The 19,504-nt window shown below is 59.1% G+C and carries 21 protein-coding genes; 9 read left to right on the top strand and 12 right to left on the bottom strand.

What is annotated here, in order from left to right; genetic code table 11:
* Nucleotides 1–41: 41 nt before the first annotated feature.
* Nucleotides 42–1,232 (bottom strand): aldo/keto reductase, encoded by a 1,191-nt coding sequence (locus DWX63_RS03750; protein ID WP_117564433.1) that lies wholly within the window; start codon nucleotides 1,230–1,232, stop codon nucleotides 42–44.
* Between the two features lie 163 nt (nucleotides 1,233–1,395).
* Between DWX63_RS03750 and DWX63_RS03745 the strand changes: the two genes are divergently transcribed.
* On the top strand, nucleotides 1,396–2,166 hold the full coding sequence (locus tag DWX63_RS03745) for a cyclase family protein (protein WP_089572994.1): 771 nt from the start codon (nucleotides 1,396–1,398) through the stop codon (nucleotides 2,164–2,166).
* A 117-nt stretch (nucleotides 2,167–2,283) separates the two neighbouring features.
* Entirely contained in the window at nucleotides 2,284–3,198 is a 915-nt protein-coding gene (locus DWX63_RS03740; RefSeq protein ID WP_233514453.1) for a ketopantoate reductase family protein, read from the top strand.
* Nucleotides 3,199–3,306: 108 nt separating this feature from the next.
* Here the strand turns inward: DWX63_RS03740 and DWX63_RS03735 are convergent, their stop codons facing one another.
* From DWX63_RS03735 to DWX63_RS03725, 3 genes are all read right to left on the bottom strand, one after another.
* Nucleotides 3,307–3,513, bottom strand: a complete 207-nt coding sequence (locus tag DWX63_RS03735; RefSeq protein ID WP_117564436.1) for a hypothetical protein — start codon at nucleotides 3,511–3,513, stop codon at nucleotides 3,307–3,309.
* Between the two features lie 189 nt (nucleotides 3,514–3,702).
* A complete protein-coding gene (locus DWX63_RS03730) occupies nucleotides 3,703–4,479 on the bottom strand; it encodes a hypothetical protein (protein WP_117842851.1) in 777 nt (258 codons plus the stop codon).
* Between the two features lie 312 nt (nucleotides 4,480–4,791).
* Complete coding sequence (locus tag DWX63_RS03725; protein ID WP_117564438.1) at nucleotides 4,792–6,102, bottom strand: O-acetylhomoserine aminocarboxypropyltransferase/cysteine synthase family protein; 1,311 nt, start codon at nucleotides 6,100–6,102, stop codon at nucleotides 4,792–4,794.
* A 272-nt stretch (nucleotides 6,103–6,374) separates the two neighbouring features.
* Between DWX63_RS03725 and DWX63_RS03720 the strand changes: the two genes are divergently transcribed.
* The 5 genes from DWX63_RS03720 (at nucleotide 6,375) to DWX63_RS03700 (ending at nucleotide 9,897) form a co-directional block, all read left to right on the top strand.
* Nucleotides 6,375–7,277, top strand: coding sequence for a LysR family transcriptional regulator (locus tag DWX63_RS03720; protein WP_117842850.1), 903 nt, complete (start codon nucleotides 6,375–6,377; stop codon nucleotides 7,275–7,277).
* A 48-nt stretch (nucleotides 7,278–7,325) separates the two neighbouring features.
* Nucleotides 7,326–7,862: a ribonuclease HI gene (gene rnhA / locus DWX63_RS03715; RefSeq protein WP_117842849.1), complete on the top strand. Its 537-nt coding sequence runs from the start codon at nucleotides 7,326–7,328 to the stop codon at nucleotides 7,860–7,862.
* A 73-nt stretch (nucleotides 7,863–7,935) separates the two neighbouring features.
* The gene (locus DWX63_RS03710) at nucleotides 7,936–9,042 is read left to right on the top strand and encodes a Gfo/Idh/MocA family protein (protein ID WP_117842848.1); all 1,107 of its coding nucleotides are present in this window, start codon (nucleotides 7,936–7,938) and stop codon (nucleotides 9,040–9,042) included.
* A gap of 2 nt (nucleotides 9,043–9,044) precedes the next feature.
* A complete protein-coding gene (locus DWX63_RS03705; RefSeq protein WP_117637457.1) occupies nucleotides 9,045–9,455 on the top strand; it encodes an acylphosphatase in 411 nt (136 codons plus the stop codon).
* 61 nt (nucleotides 9,456–9,516) lie between these two features.
* Nucleotides 9,517–9,897, top strand: coding sequence for a Fur family transcriptional regulator (locus DWX63_RS03700; RefSeq protein WP_172677978.1), 381 nt, complete (start codon nucleotides 9,517–9,519; stop codon nucleotides 9,895–9,897).
* A 77-nt stretch (nucleotides 9,898–9,974) separates the two neighbouring features.
* On the opposite strand, the gene DWX63_RS03695 is transcribed toward DWX63_RS03700, so the two are convergent.
* From DWX63_RS03695 to DWX63_RS03685, 3 genes are all read right to left on the bottom strand, one after another.
* Nucleotides 9,975–10,772, bottom strand: coding sequence for an HAD-IIB family hydrolase (locus DWX63_RS03695; protein WP_158559606.1), 798 nt, complete (start codon nucleotides 10,770–10,772; stop codon nucleotides 9,975–9,977).
* Nucleotides 10,773–10,855: 83 nt separating this feature from the next.
* Complete coding sequence (locus DWX63_RS03690) at nucleotides 10,856–11,434, bottom strand: urease accessory protein UreE (protein ID WP_117842846.1); 579 nt, start codon at nucleotides 11,432–11,434, stop codon at nucleotides 10,856–10,858.
* 3 nt (nucleotides 11,435–11,437) lie between these two features.
* Nucleotides 11,438–11,866 (bottom strand): peptidylprolyl isomerase, encoded by a 429-nt coding sequence (locus tag DWX63_RS03685; protein ID WP_035138874.1) that lies wholly within the window; start codon nucleotides 11,864–11,866, stop codon nucleotides 11,438–11,440.
* Between the two features lie 120 nt (nucleotides 11,867–11,986).
* Here DWX63_RS03685 and DWX63_RS03680 point away from each other — a divergent pair, with 120 nt between their 5' ends.
* Nucleotides 11,987–13,000 carry a dipeptidase gene (locus tag DWX63_RS03680; RefSeq protein WP_089572972.1) on the top strand — a complete coding sequence of 338 codons (1,014 nt, stop codon included), beginning with the start codon at nucleotides 11,987–11,989 and terminating at the stop codon, nucleotides 12,998–13,000.
* A 74-nt stretch (nucleotides 13,001–13,074) separates the two neighbouring features.
* Nucleotides 13,075–13,851 carry a M48 family metallopeptidase gene (locus tag DWX63_RS03675; protein WP_158559605.1) on the top strand — a complete coding sequence of 259 codons (777 nt, stop codon included), beginning with the start codon at nucleotides 13,075–13,077 and terminating at the stop codon, nucleotides 13,849–13,851.
* A gap of 6 nt (nucleotides 13,852–13,857) precedes the next feature.
* Here the strand turns inward: DWX63_RS03675 and folB are convergent, their stop codons facing one another.
* The 5 genes from folB to nrdD all read right to left on the bottom strand — a co-directional run bounded on the left by folB (nucleotide 13,858) and on the right by nrdD (nucleotide 18,826).
* A complete protein-coding gene (gene folB, locus DWX63_RS03670) occupies nucleotides 13,858–14,343 on the bottom strand; it encodes a dihydroneopterin aldolase (protein ID WP_199411080.1) in 486 nt (161 codons plus the stop codon).
* 43 nt (nucleotides 14,344–14,386) lie between these two features.
* The gene (locus DWX63_RS03665; protein WP_199411079.1) at nucleotides 14,387–14,968 is read right to left on the bottom strand and encodes an HD domain-containing protein; all 582 of its coding nucleotides are present in this window, start codon (nucleotides 14,966–14,968) and stop codon (nucleotides 14,387–14,389) included.
* Between the two features lie 2 nt (nucleotides 14,969–14,970).
* Nucleotides 14,971–15,528 carry a GTP cyclohydrolase I FolE gene (gene folE / locus DWX63_RS03660; protein ID WP_055309734.1) on the bottom strand — a complete coding sequence of 186 codons (558 nt, stop codon included), beginning with the start codon at nucleotides 15,526–15,528 and terminating at the stop codon, nucleotides 14,971–14,973.
* A 66-nt stretch (nucleotides 15,529–15,594) separates the two neighbouring features.
* Nucleotides 15,595–16,176 carry an anaerobic ribonucleoside-triphosphate reductase activating protein gene (nrdG, locus tag DWX63_RS03655; protein ID WP_117842844.1) on the bottom strand — a complete coding sequence of 194 codons (582 nt, stop codon included), beginning with the start codon at nucleotides 16,174–16,176 and terminating at the stop codon, nucleotides 15,595–15,597.
* A 427-nt stretch (nucleotides 16,177–16,603) separates the two neighbouring features.
* Nucleotides 16,604–18,826 (bottom strand): anaerobic ribonucleoside-triphosphate reductase, encoded by a 2,223-nt coding sequence (gene nrdD, locus DWX63_RS03650; RefSeq protein WP_117842843.1) that lies wholly within the window; start codon nucleotides 18,824–18,826, stop codon nucleotides 16,604–16,606.
* Nucleotides 18,827–19,504: the final 678 nt, after the last annotated feature.

The raw sequence follows: 19,504 nt of genomic DNA, 5'->3' as shown, positions 1-19,504 counted from the left end.
TGCCGCAAACAGGAACTATTCCATCACAAGATATAAAAGGGTCATGAGGAGCGAGTTTTGCTGAAGACTTTAAGCGCGGCCGTTACGGGGCCAGGCTGGAAACGTCGGCGCGCGTCGTCGAGACGCTCGGGGACATCGATGTGTTGCGGGCAGTGACGCGCACATTTGCCGCACTTGACGCAATTGCTCACGAGCTTGGGCTCGCTCGTGCGCACCGCGCTCGCCGTAAAGTATTGCGACAGCCCCGTAAACCAGCTGTGCGCATAGCTCGCGTTGTAAGCGGCAAAGCAGCCGGGAATGTTAATACCCTTGGGACATGGCATGCAGTAGCCGCATCCCGTGCAGGGCACGCGATTCGATTTTTCAAACTCCGCCAGCACGCGTGCGATGGTATCGAGCCGAGCGGCTGTCATCGAATCCGGCAGGGCCCGATCGGCCAGCACCGCGTTCTCGTCCACCTGCGCGGTATCGGTCATGCCCGAAAGCAGCATCGTGACTTGAGGATGGTTCCACACCCACGAAAGGCCCCAAGCAGCCGGCGTCTTCAGGTACGGATCGCGTACGTCATCGAGCACGGCGCGGGCCCGCGGAGGCAGCTTGCCCGCCAGGCGTCCGCCCAAAAGCGGTTCCATCACAAACACCGCGAGCCCGCGCTCGGCGGCTGCTATAAGTCCCGCCGTTCCCGCTTGGTAGCGCTCTCCAGCGTAGTTGTACTGAATCTGGCAAAAATCCCAGTCATACGCGTCGAGCATCGTCAGGAAGTCCGCCGCACTGCCGTGATACGAAAAACCTATCTGGCGAATACGCCCCGCAGCCTTTTGGTGCGCAATCCAGTCTTCGATGCCCAACGCCACCACGCGCTCCCACTGGGCGGGCGAAGTGATGTTGTGCATAAGGTAATAGTCGATATGGTCGGTCCGCAGGCGGTGCAGTTGCTCGTCGAAGAACCGGTCGAAATCCTCCGCGCACTTGCACGAAGCGTGCGGCAACTTAGTCGCGAGCAACACGCGGTCGCGCAGACCCAGGCGCTCAAGTGAGGCGCCCACGCACACCTCGTTACCGGGATAGAGATACGCGGTATCCAGATAATTAATCCCCTGCTCCACCGCACGGGAAATGATGGCATCGGCTGTCTTCGCATCGGGGTGTCCCGGCGCACCGGGAAATCTCATGCAGCCCAGACCCAGAGCGGATATTCGGTTACCACTTTTGGGGTCAACGCGATATTGCACGGCCCCTCCTTTCGCCATCAGCGCCCCGGCAAGGCGAAACACAATGGTCACGCGGCCGAAACATCGTGGAATCGCAATCGAGAACGTATCGTAACGCAGCAGAAATCGAGCTGTCACGGCACCGCTTTAACATCAGCAAAAAGCCCGATGAAAGGAGCCGCCCATGCCCGCGCTCGACCTTTGGAACCTCGCCTCCCAGCTCAAAAGCAACGATTATCGCTGGGTCGACCTCACCCACACGCTCTCATGCGACACCCCGCACTGGTTTGGCTTTAAGCCGTTTGAGTCCACCAAGCTCTTCGACTACCTGCCCGGCACGCCCGAGGACATGCTCGCCCCCATGCGTTGCTTCCAGTATTCGGTTGCTTCGCAGTACGGCACGCATGTCGACGCACCGCGCCACTTCCATGTTGACGGCCGTTCCCTTGGAGAGATTGAACCCATCGAGTTTATGCATCCGCTCTGCGTGATCGACAAGCACGAGGAGTGCGCCGCGAATCCCGACTTTATCCTGACCATCGAGGACCTCAAAGCTTGGGAGGATGAGCACGGTCGCATTCCCGAGGACGCTTTCGTCGCCTTCCGCTCCGACTGGTCCAAGCTCGCCGACCTCGAGAACAAGGACGAGGACGGCCAGCCCCACTACCCCGGCTGGGACCTCGACGCCATCAAGTGGCTCGTTGAAGAGCGCGACATCGGCGCCATCGGCCACGAGCCGGCTGACACCGACCCGGCGAGCGTGACCACGCGTGAGGACGCCTACCCCTACCCCGGCGAACAGTACATCCTCTCGGTCGATCGCTATCAGATCGAGGTCATGGACCATCTAGACGAGCTTCCCGCCACGGGCGCCGTCATCTTCTGCACCTTCCCCAAGGTGCGTGATGGCGTCGGATATCCCGCACGTGTCTTTGCGGTCTGCCCCGCGTCATAAGTTCCCATGCGTTTGTTCTTCTAAATACGGCCATCCGGTGCACGCGACATGGCCCGGCGGCATACAATCCATCAGGCGCTCCATACGCGGGCGCCTTTTTATGGGGAGATGATTCACATGCAGATCAACAAGGTCGCCTTCATCGGCAAGGGCGGCGTGGGCCTGCTCTACGGCAGCATGATCGCCCAAGCGCTCGGCAACGACGCCGTCGAATACGTTATGGACGACGCGCGCTTTGAGCGCCACGCGGGTGATGCGCTCACCGTCAACGGCAAGCCCTGCGCGCTCAAGTCCGTCCGCGCGAGCGAGGCGACGCCCGTCGACCTGGTCATCCTCACGGTCAAGACAACCGGGCTCGATGTGGCGCTCAAAACCCTGGAAAGCGTCGTGGGACCCGACACGCTGATCGCGTCGCTGTGCAACGGCATCACGAGCGAGCAGAAGATTGCCGAGCGCTTTGGCTGGGAGCACACCGTCCTCGGAATATGCCAAGGCATGGACGCCGTGTTTCTCAACGGCGCGCTCACCTTTACCAATGCGGGCGAGATCCGCTTTGGTGCGGCCGCCGGCACCGACCCCGCAACCGTTATCGCCATCGACGAGCTCTACACGCGTTGCGGCATCGCCCATACCGTCGAGCACGACATCGCACATCGCATGTGGGCCAAACTCATGCTCAACGACGGCATCAACCAGACCTGTATGGCCTACGGCGGCACCTACGGAAGCGCTACGGAGCAGGGCTCCGAGCAGCTCCGCAGTTTTGTCTCCGCCATGCGCGAGACGCTTGCAGTCGCCAATGCCGAGGGCATCGAGCTCACCGAGGCAGACCTAACGCAGATGGTGCGTCTCATAAAAGGGCTCGATCCCGCCGGCATGCCCTCGATGGCGCAAGACCGCATCGCTCAACGCAGAACCGAGGTCGAGGAATTTGCGGGTACCATCTGCCGCCTCGCGGCCAAGCACGGTATCCAGGTGCCGCAAAACGAATGGCTCTATTCGCGCATCCGCGAAATCGAGGCCAGCTGGTAACGCCGCCGCACCGCATCCAACAGTCTCAATAGCAAAAACCGCCGCAAAGGGCACTCCCCTTGCGGCGGCTTCCTTCTTCATCTATGGGCAAAACCAGCTTCACAACGGCTAGCGCCGCACCTGCGGCGTCTCGTCCTCGTCATCGCGGCAAAGGGTCACGCCCGCACTTCCCAGCAGCGCTGCTGCGATGAGCGCGCCGACCACAATAGGAGCAGCTCCGCACGAGCCCTGCATGCCTGCGACAAACGCAGCTGTAGGGCCAAGACAGCCAAGTACCAATGCGACGGCGGCGATAGCGATATCTCGAGCGTTCATGAGACCACTTCCTCCACGAGAAAGACCTTATTTCTCATGAACTAGTGTGCCCCGCATCCATACGCCCAGCGTACCGCCACGGTAAGGGCTCTGTTAACTCAAGCGCACATAAAGAAAGGGCGGCTTTACGTTGTCTAAAAGCTCAGTAAAGACGCCCGCCCATCATGTGCGTATTTTGCTTATGGCAGATTACCAACCGGTGTAGTAGTCGGTGGTTCCGGCAGCGCAGCCGGAGTCATAGACCTTGCAATCACCCTTGGAGCCCGTAAAGGTCGAGCCCTGGGCCATATCGCCCGCGGCAACAACGTAATAGCCGTCGGAATCGCGCCAGAAGCCCTCAGAATCCTGCGTCCATTCGCCCGTGCGGTGGTGATACAACACGTTGCTGCTGTAATAAGTCTCGCGGCGGCCGTTATAGTTATTGACGCCGCTCGAGCGCGTCAGACCCGAGCCGTTCGCGTAATACGCAGCAGACGTGTAAGACGAGCCGGAGCCGGCGTTGTAATACGAAGCCTGGGCGGCCTCGGCAGCCTCCGCCTCGGCGGCAGCGGCCTCGAGCGCTTCGCGCTTGGCATTCTCAAGCGCAGTGCGCAGCTCATCGAGCTCGGTCGACTTCGCGTCGACCTCCCCCATCGTCAAAAGGCTGCCCGCACCATCGATACAACCCTGCAGCACAGCGCGCTCGTCATCGGTGGCATAGTCACCATACATGTTTAGGATAATCTGAGCGCGCATCTCAAGGGAATCGCGCTTGGCCTCCATCGAGGCGTTCCACTCCTGCATGGAACCATAACCATCGCCGCGATAATCAACGGGCTGTACCAGCGTCGTCTCGGACGGCGTAGATCCAACCGTATCGGACAGTGTTGCCGCGTGGGCATCAGTTGCGCCGGCGCCCGCCAAAAGCGCCACGGTCAGAGCGGCGGAAAGGGCGGCGGCTTTCGGTTTTCGTGAATCGATCCTCATGTAGCTGGAAACCTCCGTAGTGCGTTTTTGCTGCGTTTGAGCTGCGTGTGATTCGATCGCGCTGCATAGTACCTCGAGCAAATCGCGACCTGCGGTTTTACTCAAAAGGCGCACGTCAATTGCGTAAAACTCACATCCTCTCAACAGGAGTTTTCCACAACTCGAATGCATAAAGCATGCCAAAAACCCTGTAATAGCGCCCTTCCTATGCAAAAAAGGCGCCTGCGCAACCATTGCTTGCGCAGGCGCCTTGAGCAGGCATTTTATGCAGTTATACCTATCGAGTGGCAAGGGGTCCTTGCACAAGTCGCCTTACTCGTCCAGCGCGGCGAAGGCCTGCTTCAGATCCCAAATGATGTCCTCGGCGTTCTCGGTACCGATGGAAAGACGGATCGTGGAGGGCGTGATGTTCTGCTCGGCGAGCTCCTCGGCAGAGAGCTGGGAGTGCGTGGTGGTAGCCGGGTGCACGACGAGCGACTTGACGTCGGCCACGTTGGCGAGCAGCGAGAACACCTGCAGATGATCGATGAACTTCCAAGCTGCCTCCTGGCCACCCTTAATCTCAAAGGTGAAGATCGACGCGCCACCGTTGGGGAAGTACTTCTGATAGAGCTCGTGATCGGGGTGCTCAGACAGGCTCGGGTGGTTCACCTTGGCAACATGGCTGTCACCAGCCAGGAACTCAACGACCTTCTTGGTGTTCTCGACATGACGGTCGACGCGCAGCGACAGAGTCTCGGTGCCCTGGAGCAGGACCCAGGCGTTGAACGGGCTGATGCAGGCGCCCTCGTCGCGCAGCAAGATGGCGCGGACATAGGTCGCGAAGGCGGCGGGACCGGCAGCCTCGGCAAACGAAACGCCGTGGTAGGAGGGGTTGGGCTCGGCGATCTGGGCGTACTTTCCGCTCGCCTTCCAATCGAAGTTACCGCCGTCGACGATCACACCGCCCAGCGAGGTGCCGTGGCCGCCGATGAACTTGGTTGCGGAGTGGACGACGATGTTGGCACCATGCTCCAGCGGACGGAACAGATACGGGGTGCCGAAGGTGTTGTCGACGACAACCGGCAGACCGTGCTTCTTGGCGATCTCGGAGATGGCGTCGATGTTGGGGATGTCGGAGTTGGGGTTGCCGAGCGTCTCGAGGTAGATGACCGTGGTGTTGTCCTTGATGGCCCCCTCGACCTCTTCCAGGTTATGGGCATCGACGAAGGTGGTCTCGACGCCAAACTGGGAGAGCGTATGCTCCAGCAGGTTGTAGGAGCCACCGTAGATGGTCTTCTGAGCCACCACGTGGTCACCGGCCTGGGCAAGAGCCTGCAGGGTATAGGTGATGGCAGCAGCACCGGAGGCGACGGCGAGACCCGCCACGCCACCCTCGAGTGCGGCGATACGGTCCTCGAAGACGCCCTGGGTGGAGTTGGTCAGACGACCGTAGATGTTACCAGCATCGGCAAGACCAAAGCGGTCGGCGGCGTGCTGGGAGTTGCGGAACACATAGCTCGTGGTCTGGTAGATAGGCACGGCGCGGGAGTCGGATGCGGGATCGGCGCTCTCCTGGCCAACGTGAAGCTGCAGGGTATCGAAACCAAAGGTGTGCTCGGGGTTGTTGATGAACTGGCTCATGATGATCTCCTTGATCGAACAAAAGTAAATAAAAAGAGAGAAGTAAGTCGCTGCCTCCTGATCACGCCGACGGGCGCAAACAGGAGCCCGGCATTCGTCTTGGTAAGCAATTCATATGCGGGCCTCCTTTCGCATCCCGGTTCCGTGGTTGGCTTAATTACCTACCGCCTTTGTGTGTTTTGAATAGTACGGGCATTGTTTCCCTCGGTCAATCACTTAAAAGCGCTAACATGTTATCGTTTTTATAGATAACAATCGGAAGGATTGCGTCGATGACCCTCCAGCAGCTTCGTTTTCTGATCGCCGTGGCAGAGTCCGGCTCAATCAACGCCGCAGCTCAGCGCCTCTATACCGCTCAGTCCAACATCTCAAACGCCGTCAAAAGCCTGGAACAGGAGCTCCATCTGGAGATCTTTACGCGCTCCAGCCGCGGCGTCACGCTCACCAACGACGGCACCGAGCTTTTGGGCTATGCGCGTCAAGTCGTAGAGCAGGCCGATATGCTCGAGGCCCGCTACGAGGACGGCGGCACGCCCCAGGCGCGCCTTGCCATCTCGGCCCAGCATTACGCTTTTTCGGTCGAGGCCTTCGTCAACGTCGTCGAGCGCTGCCGGGACAGCAAGTTCGAATTCATCATGCGCGAGACCACCACGTCGCAGATCATCGATGACGTCCGCGCGTTTCGCAGCGACATCGGCATCCTCTATCTGGACGACTTTAACGCCCGCGTTCTGCAGAAGGCCTTCGCCGATGCCCGTGCAAGCTTCCATCCCCTCTTCGACGCGACGGTCCACGTCTTCGTTAGCGAGCGCCACCCGCTCGCACGCCGCCCGCAGCTGTCCCTTGCCGACCTTACACCCTATACGCGCTACAGCTTTGAGCAAGGCACCTCGAGCTCCTTCTATTACGCCGAGGAACCTTTTAGCTATATCCCTTGCGACCGCAACATACGAATCTCGGACCGCGGAACACTTACTAACTTACTTATCACGTCGAACGGTTACACCCTGTCGACCGGTGTCCTCTCCAATGAAATGCAATGGGGTATGGCATCGATCCCGTTAGCAGACGCCCCAACGATGCACGTAGGCTATATCATGCACGACGAGCGCAAGCCCTCTCCCCTCTTGCAGCAATACCTCGACGAGCTCAACCGCATCATCCGTGCCAACTAACTGTCGGAAGACGGGGTAGAAATCGTAGATTGCTAGCCCCCGGCGGGCATGGCGCTACAATGGTCACTCACACGAAACGTACCCAACGAAAGGAGGCCCGTGAAGGTCATCATCTATACCGACGGCTCGGCCCGATCAAATCCGGGACGCGGCGGCTACGGCGCCGTGCTCAAATACACCAACCCCGCCGGCAAGACCTTCACCTCCGAGCTTTCGCGCGGCTACGCCAAGACCACCAACAACCGCATGGAACTCATGGCGGTCATCGTGGCGCTCGAGGCGCTCAACCGCCCTTGCGAGGTCGAAGTCCATTCCGATTCGCAGTATGTCGTCAACGCCTTTAACAAGCACTGGATCGACGGCTGGAAAAAGCGCGGATGGAAAACCGCCAACAAGCAACCCGTCAAGAACCGCGACCTGTGGGAGCGCCTACTCACCGCCAAAAGCAAGCACAAGGTTGAGTTCATCTGGGTTAAGGGTCACGCCGGTCACGAGCTCAACGAGCGCTGTGATGAGCTCGCCACCACGGCGGCCGACGGCAGCAACCTCGATATCGACACCGGCTTTAACGAGAGCGACCTGTAATAGCGTTTTCGCGCAGCTTTATATCCCCACGCGCTACACTCATCCTGTAGACCAAACAACGCAAGGGAGACGTATGCTGCGCATCGCGACCATCGGTACATCCATGATCACCGACGACTTTATCCAAGTCGTCAACGCCAACGACCAAGCCGCGTTTGTGGGCACGCTTTCACGCGACGCCAATCGCGGTACTGCCTTTACCGCCGAGCGCGGTGGCGAGCGAAACTTTACGTCGCTCGATGAGCTCGCGGCAGCTGCCGACGTCGACGCCGTCTATATCGGCAGCCCTAACGCACTTCACTACGAGCAGGCCCTTGTCTGCATCGCCGGTGGCAAGCACGTCATCGTCGAGAAGCCCTTCTGCGCCACCGAAGCGCAGGCGCTGGAAGTCTTCCGCGCTGCCGAGGCAGCAGGTGTCGTGGCCCTCGAGGCCATGCGTCCCCTCCACGACCCCGCCTTCCACGCCATCGAGGACGCCCTGGGCGAGATCGCCCCCATCCGCCGCGCCTCATTGCGCTTTGGCAAATATTCCTCGCGCTACAACGAGATTCTCGCGGGACGCGCCACCAATATCTTCGACTGCAATATGGCATCGGGTTCCCTCATGGACATTGGCGTCTACACCGTCGAGCCCATGGTCGAGATTTTCGGCATGCCCTCCGGCCTTACGAGCATGGCTACCCTGCTCGACCCCACCACGCGACAGCTCACGCACGGCCCCATCGACGGCTGCGGTTCCATCCTCGCCAGCTATGGCGGAGGCAGCATCTCCGTCGAGCTCGCGCACTCCAAAATTACGAATGACCTGCTGCCCTCGCAGATCGAAGGCGAGCGTGGCACTATCCAGATCGACCATCTGTCCACGCCCCGCAACGTCCGCATCGACTATCGCGGCGACGTCGTACGCGGCTCGGCGACCGAGGCACCGCGCGAACAGGGAGACAACGGCCGCGTGCTCGACCTGCCCAAATCGAGCAACACTATGGAATACGAACTCACAGACTTTATCACCGCCATCGGCGGCATCGATAACGTTAAGGAAGAGATTTGGGAGACCCCGGCGGGACGCCACGAGCTCGGACACTACCGCGATGTCACGCTCGTCTCACTGCGCATCATGGATGCCGTGCGCCAGCAGGCCGGCATAACCTTCCCGGCTGACGCAGGCAAGCAGGCATAGCGATGGGCTTCTTCGATACGTTCTTCTCCAGCGTCACCGGAGGCAGTCGAGAGCCTCAAAAACCATCAAACGTCGAGCTCGAGCTGCGCCGCAGGCTTACCGTGCTCGCAAGCGACGAGGCCACTCAAGACACTCCCCTGCGCTATTTTCTGCGCTGGGCGGGGCAAGTCCAAGGCGTTGGTTTTCGCTTTACCAACACCAACCTCGCGCAGGCACGCTCCCTCACCGGCTGGGTGCGTAATATGGAAGACGGCTCAGTTGAGATGGAGATACAGGGAGCTCCGGCAAACGTCCTATCTCATCTTGAGGCGCTTCATGCCTCCTACGAGCGCATGGGAACGCGTTTTCGCCTCGTAGACGCCCAGGCCCGAGCCCCACTTGCCAATGAAGACGGTTTCAGTCCTCATTATTAGTATTGTGTGCTAAATACGGTATCATTTACCTACGACCGTTAATAGAAAAGAGGCGAGGCGCATGGCGGTGCAAAGAAGGAATACCAGGCAGCGAAAGCTGGTTCTTGACGCCGTGCGCCAAAGCTATAACCATCCCACCGCCGACGAAATCTACAACGTCGTGCGCGCGCAGGATGACAAAATCAGCCGCGGTACGGTCTACCGCAATCTCAATCTCTTGGCCGACGCCGGCGAAATCCTCTCCATCAAGACGCCGGGCGGCAGCCGCTTCGATCGCACGATCGAGCCGCATGCGCATATCATCTGCACCTCATGCAGCCGCGTCATCGACGTACCGCTCCCCTTCGATGCCCAGCTCGACGCCAAGGCGTCCGAGCAAATCGGCTGGCACGTCACGTCGCACTACACCATCTTCGAGGGTCTCTGCCCCGACTGCCGGTAGATGTTCAGGACATGCCTTAAAATCCACCTTTCCGCGCTTTGCAGCAAAAAATAGATTTCTAGGCATGTCCCAAATATCTACTCAGCAAGCAGGCGATGCAATTCCTCTTCGACCGTGCGCGCGTAACGGACGCGGTCGTTGATGCCACGCATAGAGGGATTGCAGCTCTCCATTAGATAAGGATGGCCCACGACGTTGAGCATGTCGCGGTCGTTTTCGTTATCGCCAAACGCCATCATCTCATCGGGCGAAATACCCAGGGCACGACCGTAATCGGCAAGCGCGGAGCCCTTGCCCGAACCGAAACCGATAAAGTCCGTCCATTCGGTTCCCGACGTCATCACGTCGACACAGTCGCTAAAGAGGCACTCGAAATACTCCAGGGCCGCCGGCTGATCCACCTCGGGCGTCTGGAAGGCAATCTTAATGACGTCCTCGTCGATGTCCTCGGGGCGGTCGACCACCGCCACATCGCAGTGGACCTCATAGCGCAAATGGTCGACGAACGCATCGTTGCCGCTCATGGTGTAGAGGTGTCCCTCACACGAAAGGGTCACGTCGGCATGGGGATACGCAACCACGGCATTCGCGATATCCATAGCAAGGCTACGCTCCATGGAACGCTTGACAACGGCACGTCCCTCGCTCATCACCAGGGCTCCGTTTTCGCATACATAGGCGAGCTCATCGGCCACCGGGGCAAACAGATAGCGCAAACTCGCATATTGACGGCCGCTCGCCGGCATAAACACGATACCGTGACGATGCAGCTCATCGATGAGCTCAAAGGCCTCGGAACGCGGCTCGCGCTCCCCCGGATGCAGCAACGTGCCGTCCAAATCGCATGCAATCAGCTTGATTCCTTCAAGACCCATATGCTTTCCCCCACAGCATCTCATCAACAGAAAGACGGACTTTGAATAGTTGCCTCTCAAAGTCCGTCTTACTTATACGCACGTTAACCGCGCGCCTTCTTTACGATCGTAAAGTCTGGAGCCATACTCACAACGGCATCCGCCGCACACGACGCAAAGCGCCGGTCCGCATCGAGTTCACGGGTAACCGTCGAGATTCGAGCTCCCTCGACGCCGCGAAGCATACGGCCCAAAACCGGCTGCACCGGCGTATACATGCGCACGGTATGCTCGTCCGAGTCGCCCCGGAAGAGCGGCGCATGCATGTTGCCGATCTCCCAGCACGCATGCGCGAGCGCAATCGGATCCATGCGGTCGACTTCGACCAAATAGACCTCGGCGCTGCGCAGGCGCACGACAACCACCACGGGCACCCTGCCCGAACGGTCAATGGTGAGCACGTCGCCATCGGCAAGACGACCGCCGTCGGCAGTATCCAGCCGAACATCGATCGTGCGCCCCAGCTCCGTCACGCCCACAAACGTGCGCGCATCAGCCTGGTCCCAATCGAGCAGGAGCTCGTCAACTTCAAAGACACCGCCCAGCTCCCGGCGAAGTAGGAGTTCATAGGACGGATCGTTGAGATTTCCCAAGCATGTCGTCGAAACCAAGCGCTCAGGCATACTCTAACCCTCGACCTCGACGAGCTCGATATCAAAGTTGAGGTCCTTGCCGGCCAGCTCGTGGTTGGCGTCGAGCGTCACGGCCTCGGGCGTTACGTCGATGACCACGGCGGGGACGGGCATACCGCTCGGCGTGGACAGGAAGAGCTTCATGCCCTTCTCGATCTGCTCGATGTTGGGAACCTGTTCGGCCGGGAAGGTCAGGACCATCTCGGGGTTGTGCTCGCCGTAGGCATCGGCGGCCGGGATGTGCACGGTCTTCTTCTCGCCCACCTGCATGTCGACAACAGCGGCATCGAAGCCCTTGATCATCTGACCGGCGCCGCAGGTGAACTCCAGCGGCTCGCCGCGATCGTAGGAGCTATCGAACTGCGTGCCGTCATCGAGCGTGCCGCGATAATGGGTCTTGACCTTCTTGCCCTGGTTGGACATGACAACCTCCGTGATAAGGGCGGCGCACAACGCGGGCCGCCGTGAACATATGGCGCTAACTATACCCTAGTCATACAATTCAATGACAGTTTGCAAAGAAACGCTGCAACCGGAGGAACCATGGCATATCCCGTATTTGACCTACACTGCGACACTGCCGACCGAATCGGCTGGGCCACGCTCGATCTCGACCTGCGCTTTACCGCCGGCACCGACGGTTATTTCCCCGGCGACGAAACGCATCCGCAAGATTTCGACCTCATCGAGGGTAACGCCTGTGCCATCTCGCTCGCAAAGATCGGCAACACGCCGTGGGCACAGTGCTTCGCCACGTTTGTCCCCGACGAGATTCCCACCGCCCACGCCGCGCGCTTCCAGGCGCAGATCATGGCGCATATGAGCGGCCAGGCAATGCTCAACCACGACCGTATGGTCAACGTGCGCAGCGCCGCAGACATTCGCCCCGCGCTCAAGGACGGCAAGGTCGCTTGCATCCACACCATCGAAAACGCCACGTTCTTTGCCGAGGACCCCGCGCTGATCGAGGTGCTCAAGAGCCTGGGCGTGCTTATGTCGTCACTCAGCTGGAACGCGCAGGGACCGCTCGCGAGCGGCCACGACACCCACGCCGGCCTCACCGCCGCCGGCATCGAGGCGCTTACGCAGATGGAGCACGCCGGCATGGTGCTCGACGTCTCCCACCTCAACGATGAGTGCTTTGACGAGGTCGCCGCCCGCGCCACGCGCCCCTTCGTCGCCAGCCACTCCAACTCCCGTGCGGTTTGCGGCGCCAAACGCAACCTTACCGACGACCAGTTCCGCACCATTCGCGACATGGGTGGCATCGTCGGCCTCAACTACTGCAGCGAGTTCCTTTCCAACGACGCAACCGACAAGACCGCCGCAGACGTCACCTTCGACCAGCTGGCGGCGCATATCGAGCACTGGCTCGACCTGGGCGGCGAGGACGTCATCGCGCTCGGCGGCGACTGGGACGGCGCCACGGTGCCCGCTTTCCTCTCCGATGCCAGCAAGATGCCCGAATTCCAGAACATGCTTTCCAAGCATTTTGGCAAGACCGTGATGCAAAAGCTCTGCAGCGACAACGCGCTTGCCTTCTTCGAGCGTTATTAATTTCACATCCCTTGAGCGGGCCGGCATGCCGAACGGTCGACATGCCGGCCCGTCCCCGATCTGAAGGACCGCTTTTGACGCAGCAGTTTACGATTTCCGCATCCCGACCGGATGGGACGACCATCCCCGTCGTCGTTACCAAAAAGCGCGTCAAAAACTTCAACCTACGCGTCACATCGAGCGGCGAGGTCCACGCCAGCGCACCGATCGGCGCCAGCCGCGAGCGTATCGAAGCGTTTGTGAAGCGCAACAGCGCCTGGATTATCAGCCGACTTGCCCAGCGCGAGCAACGTCAGGCGACGGCACGAGAGCCGCTCAGCCCCTCGTCCATCATTGCACTTTGGGGCAAGCCCATCACGGTACAGGATGCACTCGATCACAACTTTGCATCACCCGCACCGCGACCCAAACAGGCCACCTTCGCAAGTTTTATGGGTACCGATGAATCGGACGAAGGCCCGCAGGCCAAGCGGCACGCAATCCTCGACGGCCTAACGTCCGACGAGCTCCAAGCCCACATCGACCAGCTCTACGCGTCCGAGGTCACCGCAGCGCTACGCGACATCGTGCACGCGTACGAAATCGCAATGAGCGTCACCGTGGCCCGCGTCTCCGTGCGCAGCATGAAAACGCGTTGGGGCTCCTGCACACCCAAAACCGGCGCCATTCGCATCGCGCGCGAGCTCGCCGCCTACCCTGTCGAATGCCTCGACATGGTTGTCGCCCACGAGCTCGTCCATCTGCTCGAGCCGAGCCACAATCAGCGCTTTCACGCCCTGCTCGACACGTACTGTCCCAACAATAGAGCACTGTCTCAGCGGCTCAAGCAGCCACCCCTCAACAAGCTCTAGCGTCGACTAGCGCACGCGCTCGATCTCGACGCCGCAGCTTGCCAGGGGCAGGCCAACAGGAGCCCACGGCTTATCGAGCTTTATGCGCACACCAAGCAGCGAGGGATAACGGCGCAGCAGCATCTGGGCTGTCCCCTCGGCTGCCGCCTCGATGAGCTTAAACGTATGCTCGCGCAGATAGCCATCGACATCGTGGCACACCGAGCCGTAGTCAATCGAAGCGTCCAGGTTATCGTGCTCCCCCGCCGTGCGCAGGTCGGCATAGAGCACCAGAGAAACGATGAACTTCTGACCCAGCGCGTTCTCCTCGGGATACACGCCATGGTTGGCAAAAACCTCAAGGCCGTCAATGACAATACGATCGGCATGGCGCAGATCGTCATAGCTCACGTGAGGCACCGCCGTTGCGGTGGATAATTCGCCCCTTCCACGGCGGGCGAGCTCAGCACCTTCAGTCTTGGTTGCATTCTCGGGCAGTTTCTTGTTACTCAACGCGATCGTCTCCTTCGTTTAGAACCCCGACCGCACAAACTAACTACACGCGAATCGACAGGTTCTTTTTATCATCGCTCCAGTTGCAAGCGTTGCGCGCGGGGCATGCAAAGCAGGCACGCGACGCTTTGTCGGCTGCATAGAGCAGACGCTCAAGCGGTTGGCTGTTCACGCGCAGCTTTCGATGGCCCAGAATGGCCGTCTTAATGGCTGCGGCATCGGCCGGCTCAAACGCCACGTCATCGGGCATGCCGCCGAGAATCGCATCAGCGACGCGTTCGCTTGCAACATCATGGGATATACCCGATTCATACTGTTCATCTTTGCCGATATCGTGAAGAAGTGCCGTGGCGTAGATGACCTCGCGGTCAAATTCGAGCTGTTCCTCGAGATTCTTGATCCACATAATGCGAGCGACATCGAGCAGATGGTCAATACCGTGGCGGCAGAAGATGCGCCCCGATTCCAACTGTACGATGTTGCCCAGGTGCCGCCGGAACAGCCCGTTGGCACAAATGTAATCAATGCGAGGCATGGCACCAAAGGGGGCCAAGCCCGAAGCCATAAAGCCGCGACGCGACGTCCGCTCATCGGTCTTCGATGTAAAGTCGTTGACGACTCTCATGGTTAGCGGCCCAGCATCCTAAAGAAACGCTCCTCGAGCGCGGGATCGGCCTCAAAGACGCCGCGGCGAGCAAGCGTCACGGTCTTGGTGCCGGGCTTTTGCACGCCACGCATCGTCATGCACATATGCTCGGCCTCCATCAACACAATCGCTCCCTGGGGAGCGAGATAATCCATGAGGGCATCGGCAACCTGTGCGCACAGTTGCTCCTGCAGCTGAAGACGGCGGGCATAAACCTCAACCGTGCGGGCGAGCTTGGAAAGCCCAGCCACCCGACCGTTAGGGATATAACCAATGGCGGCCTTACCATAAAACGGCAGCAGATGATGTTCGCACAGCGAGTAGAACGTGATGTCGCGCTCGATAACCAAATCGTTCGAAGCGACGGCAAAGGTTTTGGACAGGTGTTCCTCGGCACTCTGGTCCATACCGCCGGCGATCTCACCATACATACGGGCAACGCGCGCCGGGGTCTCCAGCAGGCCCTCACGAGTTGGGTCCTCGCCTATGCCCTCAAGCAACAGCTTAATGGCGGCCTCGACTTTTTCCTGATCGACCATCTGGGCCTCACTTTTCCGATTTCACGTTCGCACTATGGTACCACGCCCTTCGGCATCGACCACAAGCTACATAGTATGGGTCGAATAGACCGGATCATCACGCCAAAGTTCAACCGCATCACAAAGCGCAACGCCCTCGCGCTCAGCACGGGCGCGCGTAGCGTTCATATCGATCACGCGCTGGTTGCTCGAGCCCCTAAAGCGCAACGAGATATCGTACAGGTCCTGAACAAACGGGCCGTCCACCAACATGTCAAGGCAGGCAAGGATGCGATCCGTCACCTCGGTATGATGGCGACCGCCCGGCATAAGCTCCTCGAGCACATCGCCGGTAAAGCACCAAATAGTCTTCCCCGACTCCACCGGGTAAGCCGCGCGCACGCGCTCAATGAAATCAACGAGCCCCGCCTGATTCTCGGGCTCCATAGGCTCGCCGCCCAGAATCGTCAGGCCATCGATAAAGGGATGATCGAGGCTCTCGATAATCTTGTCCTCGACGGCACGATCAAAGGGCTCGCCCGCAGCAAAGTCCCACGCAACAGAGTTAAAGCAATTCTTGCACCCACGACGGCACCCGCTCACAAACAGAGAAGTGCGGACGCCTTCCCCATCAGCAATGTCGAAATACTTAATGTTCGCGTAGTTCATAAGTAACCTTCCTGGGGGGTCTGGAGTATATCATTCCGTCCTCAAACATTCTCGGCCTTTGGCCTGCGAAACTGCGGGCGGAACGATATGTCCCGGCCTCATGCAAAAGGCAACTCAATGAACGAAGCGAACATCGAGTATAGGGTTCGAGGTCCAATAAAAACTGGGTTGCGGCTCAACCGCCATCGCAAGTAAATCGCAGCTGCAGCTCGAATTATTTCCGCTAAGAACTTCGAGGAGTGAGCAGACCGCATGCTGCATCTCAGCTACATCAACTTGGCCGCCCCGTAGCGAGGCCCCGGACCTTTGCTCGATATGAGTTCCGCACGAACAGGAGGCGCCAGTGGCGCCTCCATCGTGAGCCAGGACTGTCCGAAATAGCGAGTAAAGGTCCGGGGCCTCGCTACGGGGCGGCCTGGGATGACTATTAGAGATGCAGCACGCGGTCGCGGATCTCCTCGGTTCGACCCTGGTTCCAGAACTGGGTACCGATGTAGCCGCACGTGCGACGGGCGACATTCATCTTCTCCTGGTCGCGGTTGCCGCAGCTGGGGCACTCCCACACCAGCTTGCCGTCATCCTCGACAATCTTGATCTCGCCATCGTAGCCGCACACCTGGCAGTAGTCGCTCTTGGTGTTGAGCTCGGCGTACATGATGTTGTCGTAGATGTACTGCATCACGCGAATGACAGCCTTGAGGTTGTCCTGCATGTTGGGAACCTCAACGTAGGAGATAGCACCGCCCGGCGAAAGCTGCTGGAACATGCCCTCAAACTTAAGCTTGTCGAAAGCATCAATCTCCTCGGACACGTGGACGTGATAGCTGTTGGTAATGTAGCCCTTGTCCGTCACGCCCGGAATAATGCCAAAACGACGCTGCAGGCACTTGGCGAACTTGTAAGTCGTCGACTCCAACGGCGTACCGTACAGCGAGAAATCGATATCGCTTTCGGCCTTCCACTCGGCGCACTTGTCGTTCATGCGCTGCATGACGGCCATGGCAAACGGCGTGCCTTCCTTCTCGGTGTGGCTGTGGCCCGTCATGTACTTGACGCACTCATACAGGCCAGCATAGCCCAGGCTGATGGTAGAGTATCCGCCCACGAGCAGTTTGTCGATCGTCTCGCCCTTCTTCAGACGAGCGAGGGCGCCGTACTGCCACAAAATCGGTGCGGCATCCGAAAGCGTACCCATCAGGCGCTCATGACGGCACAGCAGGGCACGGTGGCACAGCTCAAGGCGCTCGTCGAAGATCTTCCAGAACTTGTCCATGTCCTGATGCGAGCTCAGCGCGACATCGGGCAGGTTGATGGTCACAACACCCTGGTTAAAGCGGCCATAGTACTTAGGTTTGGTCGGGTCATAGTTCAGCGCGTTGGCTACGTTGTTAAATCCGTTACCGGAGCGGTCGGGCGTCAAGAAGCTGCGGCAACCCATGCAGGTGTAGCAATCGCCGTTGCCGGCGGTCTCGCCCTTAGACAGCTTGAGCTCGCGCATCTTCTTCTCGGAGATGTAGTCGGGCACCATGCGCTTGGCGGTGCACTTGGCAGCCAGCTGGGTCAGGTAGAAGTACGGGGAATTCTCGTGAACGTTATCGTCCTCGAGTACATAGATAAGCTTGGGGAATGCCGGGGTAATCCACACGCCGGCTTCGTTCTTAACGCCCTCGTAGCGCTGACGAAGCGTCTCCTCCACGATCATGGCAAGGTCGTGCTTCTCCTGCGCTGAGCGAGCCTCGTTGAGATACATGAAGACCGTCACGAACGGCGCTTGGCCGTTGGTGGTCATAAGGGTCACGACCTGATACTGAATCGTCTGGACGCCGCGACGGATCTCGTCACGCAGGCGGTCCTCAACAACCTCGCGGACCTTTTCGGGAGATGCGGAAACGCCGAGCTCCTCGAGCTCGCGGGCGACCTCGCCGCGAATCTTTTGACGGCTCACCTCGACGAACGGGGCAAGATGGGTCAGCGAAATCGACTGGCCACCGTACTGGGAGGAAGCAACCTGGGCGATGATCTGCGTCGCGATGTTGCAAGCCGTCGAGAAGCTGTGCGGCTTCTCAATCAGCGTACCCGAGATAACAGTACCGTTCTGGAGCATATCCTCCAGGTTCACCAGGTCGCAGTTATGCATGTGCTGGGCAAAGTAGTCCGAATCATGGAAGTGGATCAGACCCTCATTGTGAGCATCCACGATCTCCTGGGGCAGCAGCACACGCTGAGTCAGGTCCTTGGAAATCTCGCCGGCCATGTAGTCACGCTGAACGGAATTGACGGTCGGGTTCTTGTTGGAGTTCTCCTGCTTGACCTCTTCGTTGTTGCACTCGATGAGCGACAGAATCTTGTCGTCGGTCGTGTTCTTCTGGCGCTTCAGGCTCTGGACATAGCGATAGATGATGTAGTGGCGGGCAACCTCGTAGCAGTCGAGACGCATGATCTCGTCCTCGACCAAATCCTGGATCTCCTCGACCGAAACGGTGTGGCCCGCGTTCTCACATGCCTCGGCGACGTTTTGTGCCGCGTAAACCACCTGGCGGTCGGTTAGACGAGAGCTCTCCTCGACCTCCAAGTTGGCGGCGCGGATGGCATTGACGATCTTATCGATGTCAAAGACAACCTCGGTGCCGCTGCGCTTGATGATCTTCATCCTCTTGCCTCTTTCGCATCGTAGCCTCATTGCGCTTCAGAGCCAAACGATGCCCGGCAGGGCTTGCCCCTGTCTTGCGGCGCCGTCGCGCAATCTGTGTTCTCGATAAACCATAAGCCTCCATGCGGACATTCCCAGGAGCCGATCAAGCGGCTCAAGGATACGTTCAAAAGAGGCAGTTAAGGTCTTCGTTCTCTGTCCGCCATCTATCATACGACAAAGAGGCATCTATATCCTGTATTCTTTTTTTAGATCAAACACAACATATAGTGTTTCAGCAGGTCAAAGCAATTAGTCATTTTGCAGACGCATTAAAAATGAGGGGTATTTGACAAGTCGGTAAAACGTTACCAACACGGCTACCTGCATGGCAGTTATAAAACCCCCTTAGTCAAGCCGCTGACAAATCCTACCAAAACCAAGCCGCTCACGCCAAAAGAATCCAAAAGATTATGCTTGACCAACATGTTGCGGTCATGCCTTGCCGAGCCTCATGCAACCGCGGCACGAATCCTTGAAAGATATGTGTATGCAAACGGAGAAGATGAGAGTTTCCTCGGATGACTACTGAGAGGCATCCCGGAAGATCAAAAACTCGAAATTTGGTGACGTATTTGGCGACCCATTTGGCGACCAAAACAAAACAGCCCAGAGGCGATGCCTCTGAGCTGCGAACAT

It is taken from the genome of Collinsella sp. AF20-14LB (genome assembly GCF_003459505.1).
Taxonomy (GTDB): domain Bacteria; phylum Actinomycetota; class Coriobacteriia; order Coriobacteriales; family Coriobacteriaceae; genus Collinsella.
This window is presented reverse-complemented; position numbering and strand designations above follow the sequence as displayed.

Coding starts and splice junctions, on each gene's coding strand:
- DWX63_RS03745 (WP_089572994.1), top strand. CDS start 1,396: ATGCCCGCGCTCGACCTTTGGAACCTCGCCTCCCAGCTCAAAAGCAAC.
- DWX63_RS03740 (WP_233514453.1), top strand. CDS start 2,284: ATGCAGATCAACAAGGTCGCCTTCATCGGCAAGGGCGGCGTGGGCCTG.
- DWX63_RS03735 (WP_117564436.1), bottom strand. CDS start 3,513: ATGAACGCTCGAGATATCGCTATCGCCGCCGTCGCATTGGTACTTGGC.
- DWX63_RS03730 (WP_117842851.1), bottom strand. CDS start 4,479: ATGAGGATCGATTCACGAAAACCGAAAGCCGCCGCCCTTTCCGCCGCT.
- DWX63_RS03725 (WP_117564438.1), bottom strand. CDS start 6,102: ATGAGCCAGTTCATCAACAACCCCGAGCACACCTTTGGTTTCGATACC.
- DWX63_RS03720 (WP_117842850.1), top strand. CDS start 6,375: ATGACCCTCCAGCAGCTTCGTTTTCTGATCGCCGTGGCAGAGTCCGGC.
- rnhA (WP_117842849.1), top strand. CDS start 7,326: ATGGCGCTACAATGGTCACTCACACGAAACGTACCCAACGAAAGGAGG.
- DWX63_RS03710 (WP_117842848.1), top strand. CDS start 7,936: ATGCTGCGCATCGCGACCATCGGTACATCCATGATCACCGACGACTTT.
- DWX63_RS03705 (WP_117637457.1), top strand. CDS start 9,045: ATGGGCTTCTTCGATACGTTCTTCTCCAGCGTCACCGGAGGCAGTCGA.
- DWX63_RS03700 (WP_172677978.1), top strand. CDS start 9,517: ATGGCGGTGCAAAGAAGGAATACCAGGCAGCGAAAGCTGGTTCTTGAC.
- DWX63_RS03695 (WP_158559606.1), bottom strand. CDS start 10,772: ATGGGTCTTGAAGGAATCAAGCTGATTGCATGCGATTTGGACGGCACG.
- DWX63_RS03690 (WP_117842846.1), bottom strand. CDS start 11,434: ATGCCTGAGCGCTTGGTTTCGACGACATGCTTGGGAAATCTCAACGAT.
- DWX63_RS03685 (WP_035138874.1), bottom strand. CDS start 11,866: ATGTCCAACCAGGGCAAGAAGGTCAAGACCCATTATCGCGGCACGCTC.
- DWX63_RS03680 (WP_089572972.1), top strand. CDS start 11,987: ATGGCATATCCCGTATTTGACCTACACTGCGACACTGCCGACCGAATC.
- DWX63_RS03665 (WP_199411079.1), bottom strand. CDS start 14,968: ATGAGAGTCGTCAACGACTTTACATCGAAGACCGATGAGCGGACGTCG.
- folE (WP_055309734.1), bottom strand. CDS start 15,528: ATGGTCGATCAGGAAAAAGTCGAGGCCGCCATTAAGCTGTTGCTTGAG.
- nrdG (WP_117842844.1), bottom strand. CDS start 16,176: ATGAACTACGCGAACATTAAGTATTTCGACATTGCTGATGGGGAAGGC.
- nrdD (WP_117842843.1), bottom strand. CDS start 18,826: ATGAAGATCATCAAGCGCAGCGGCACCGAGGTTGTCTTTGACATCGAT.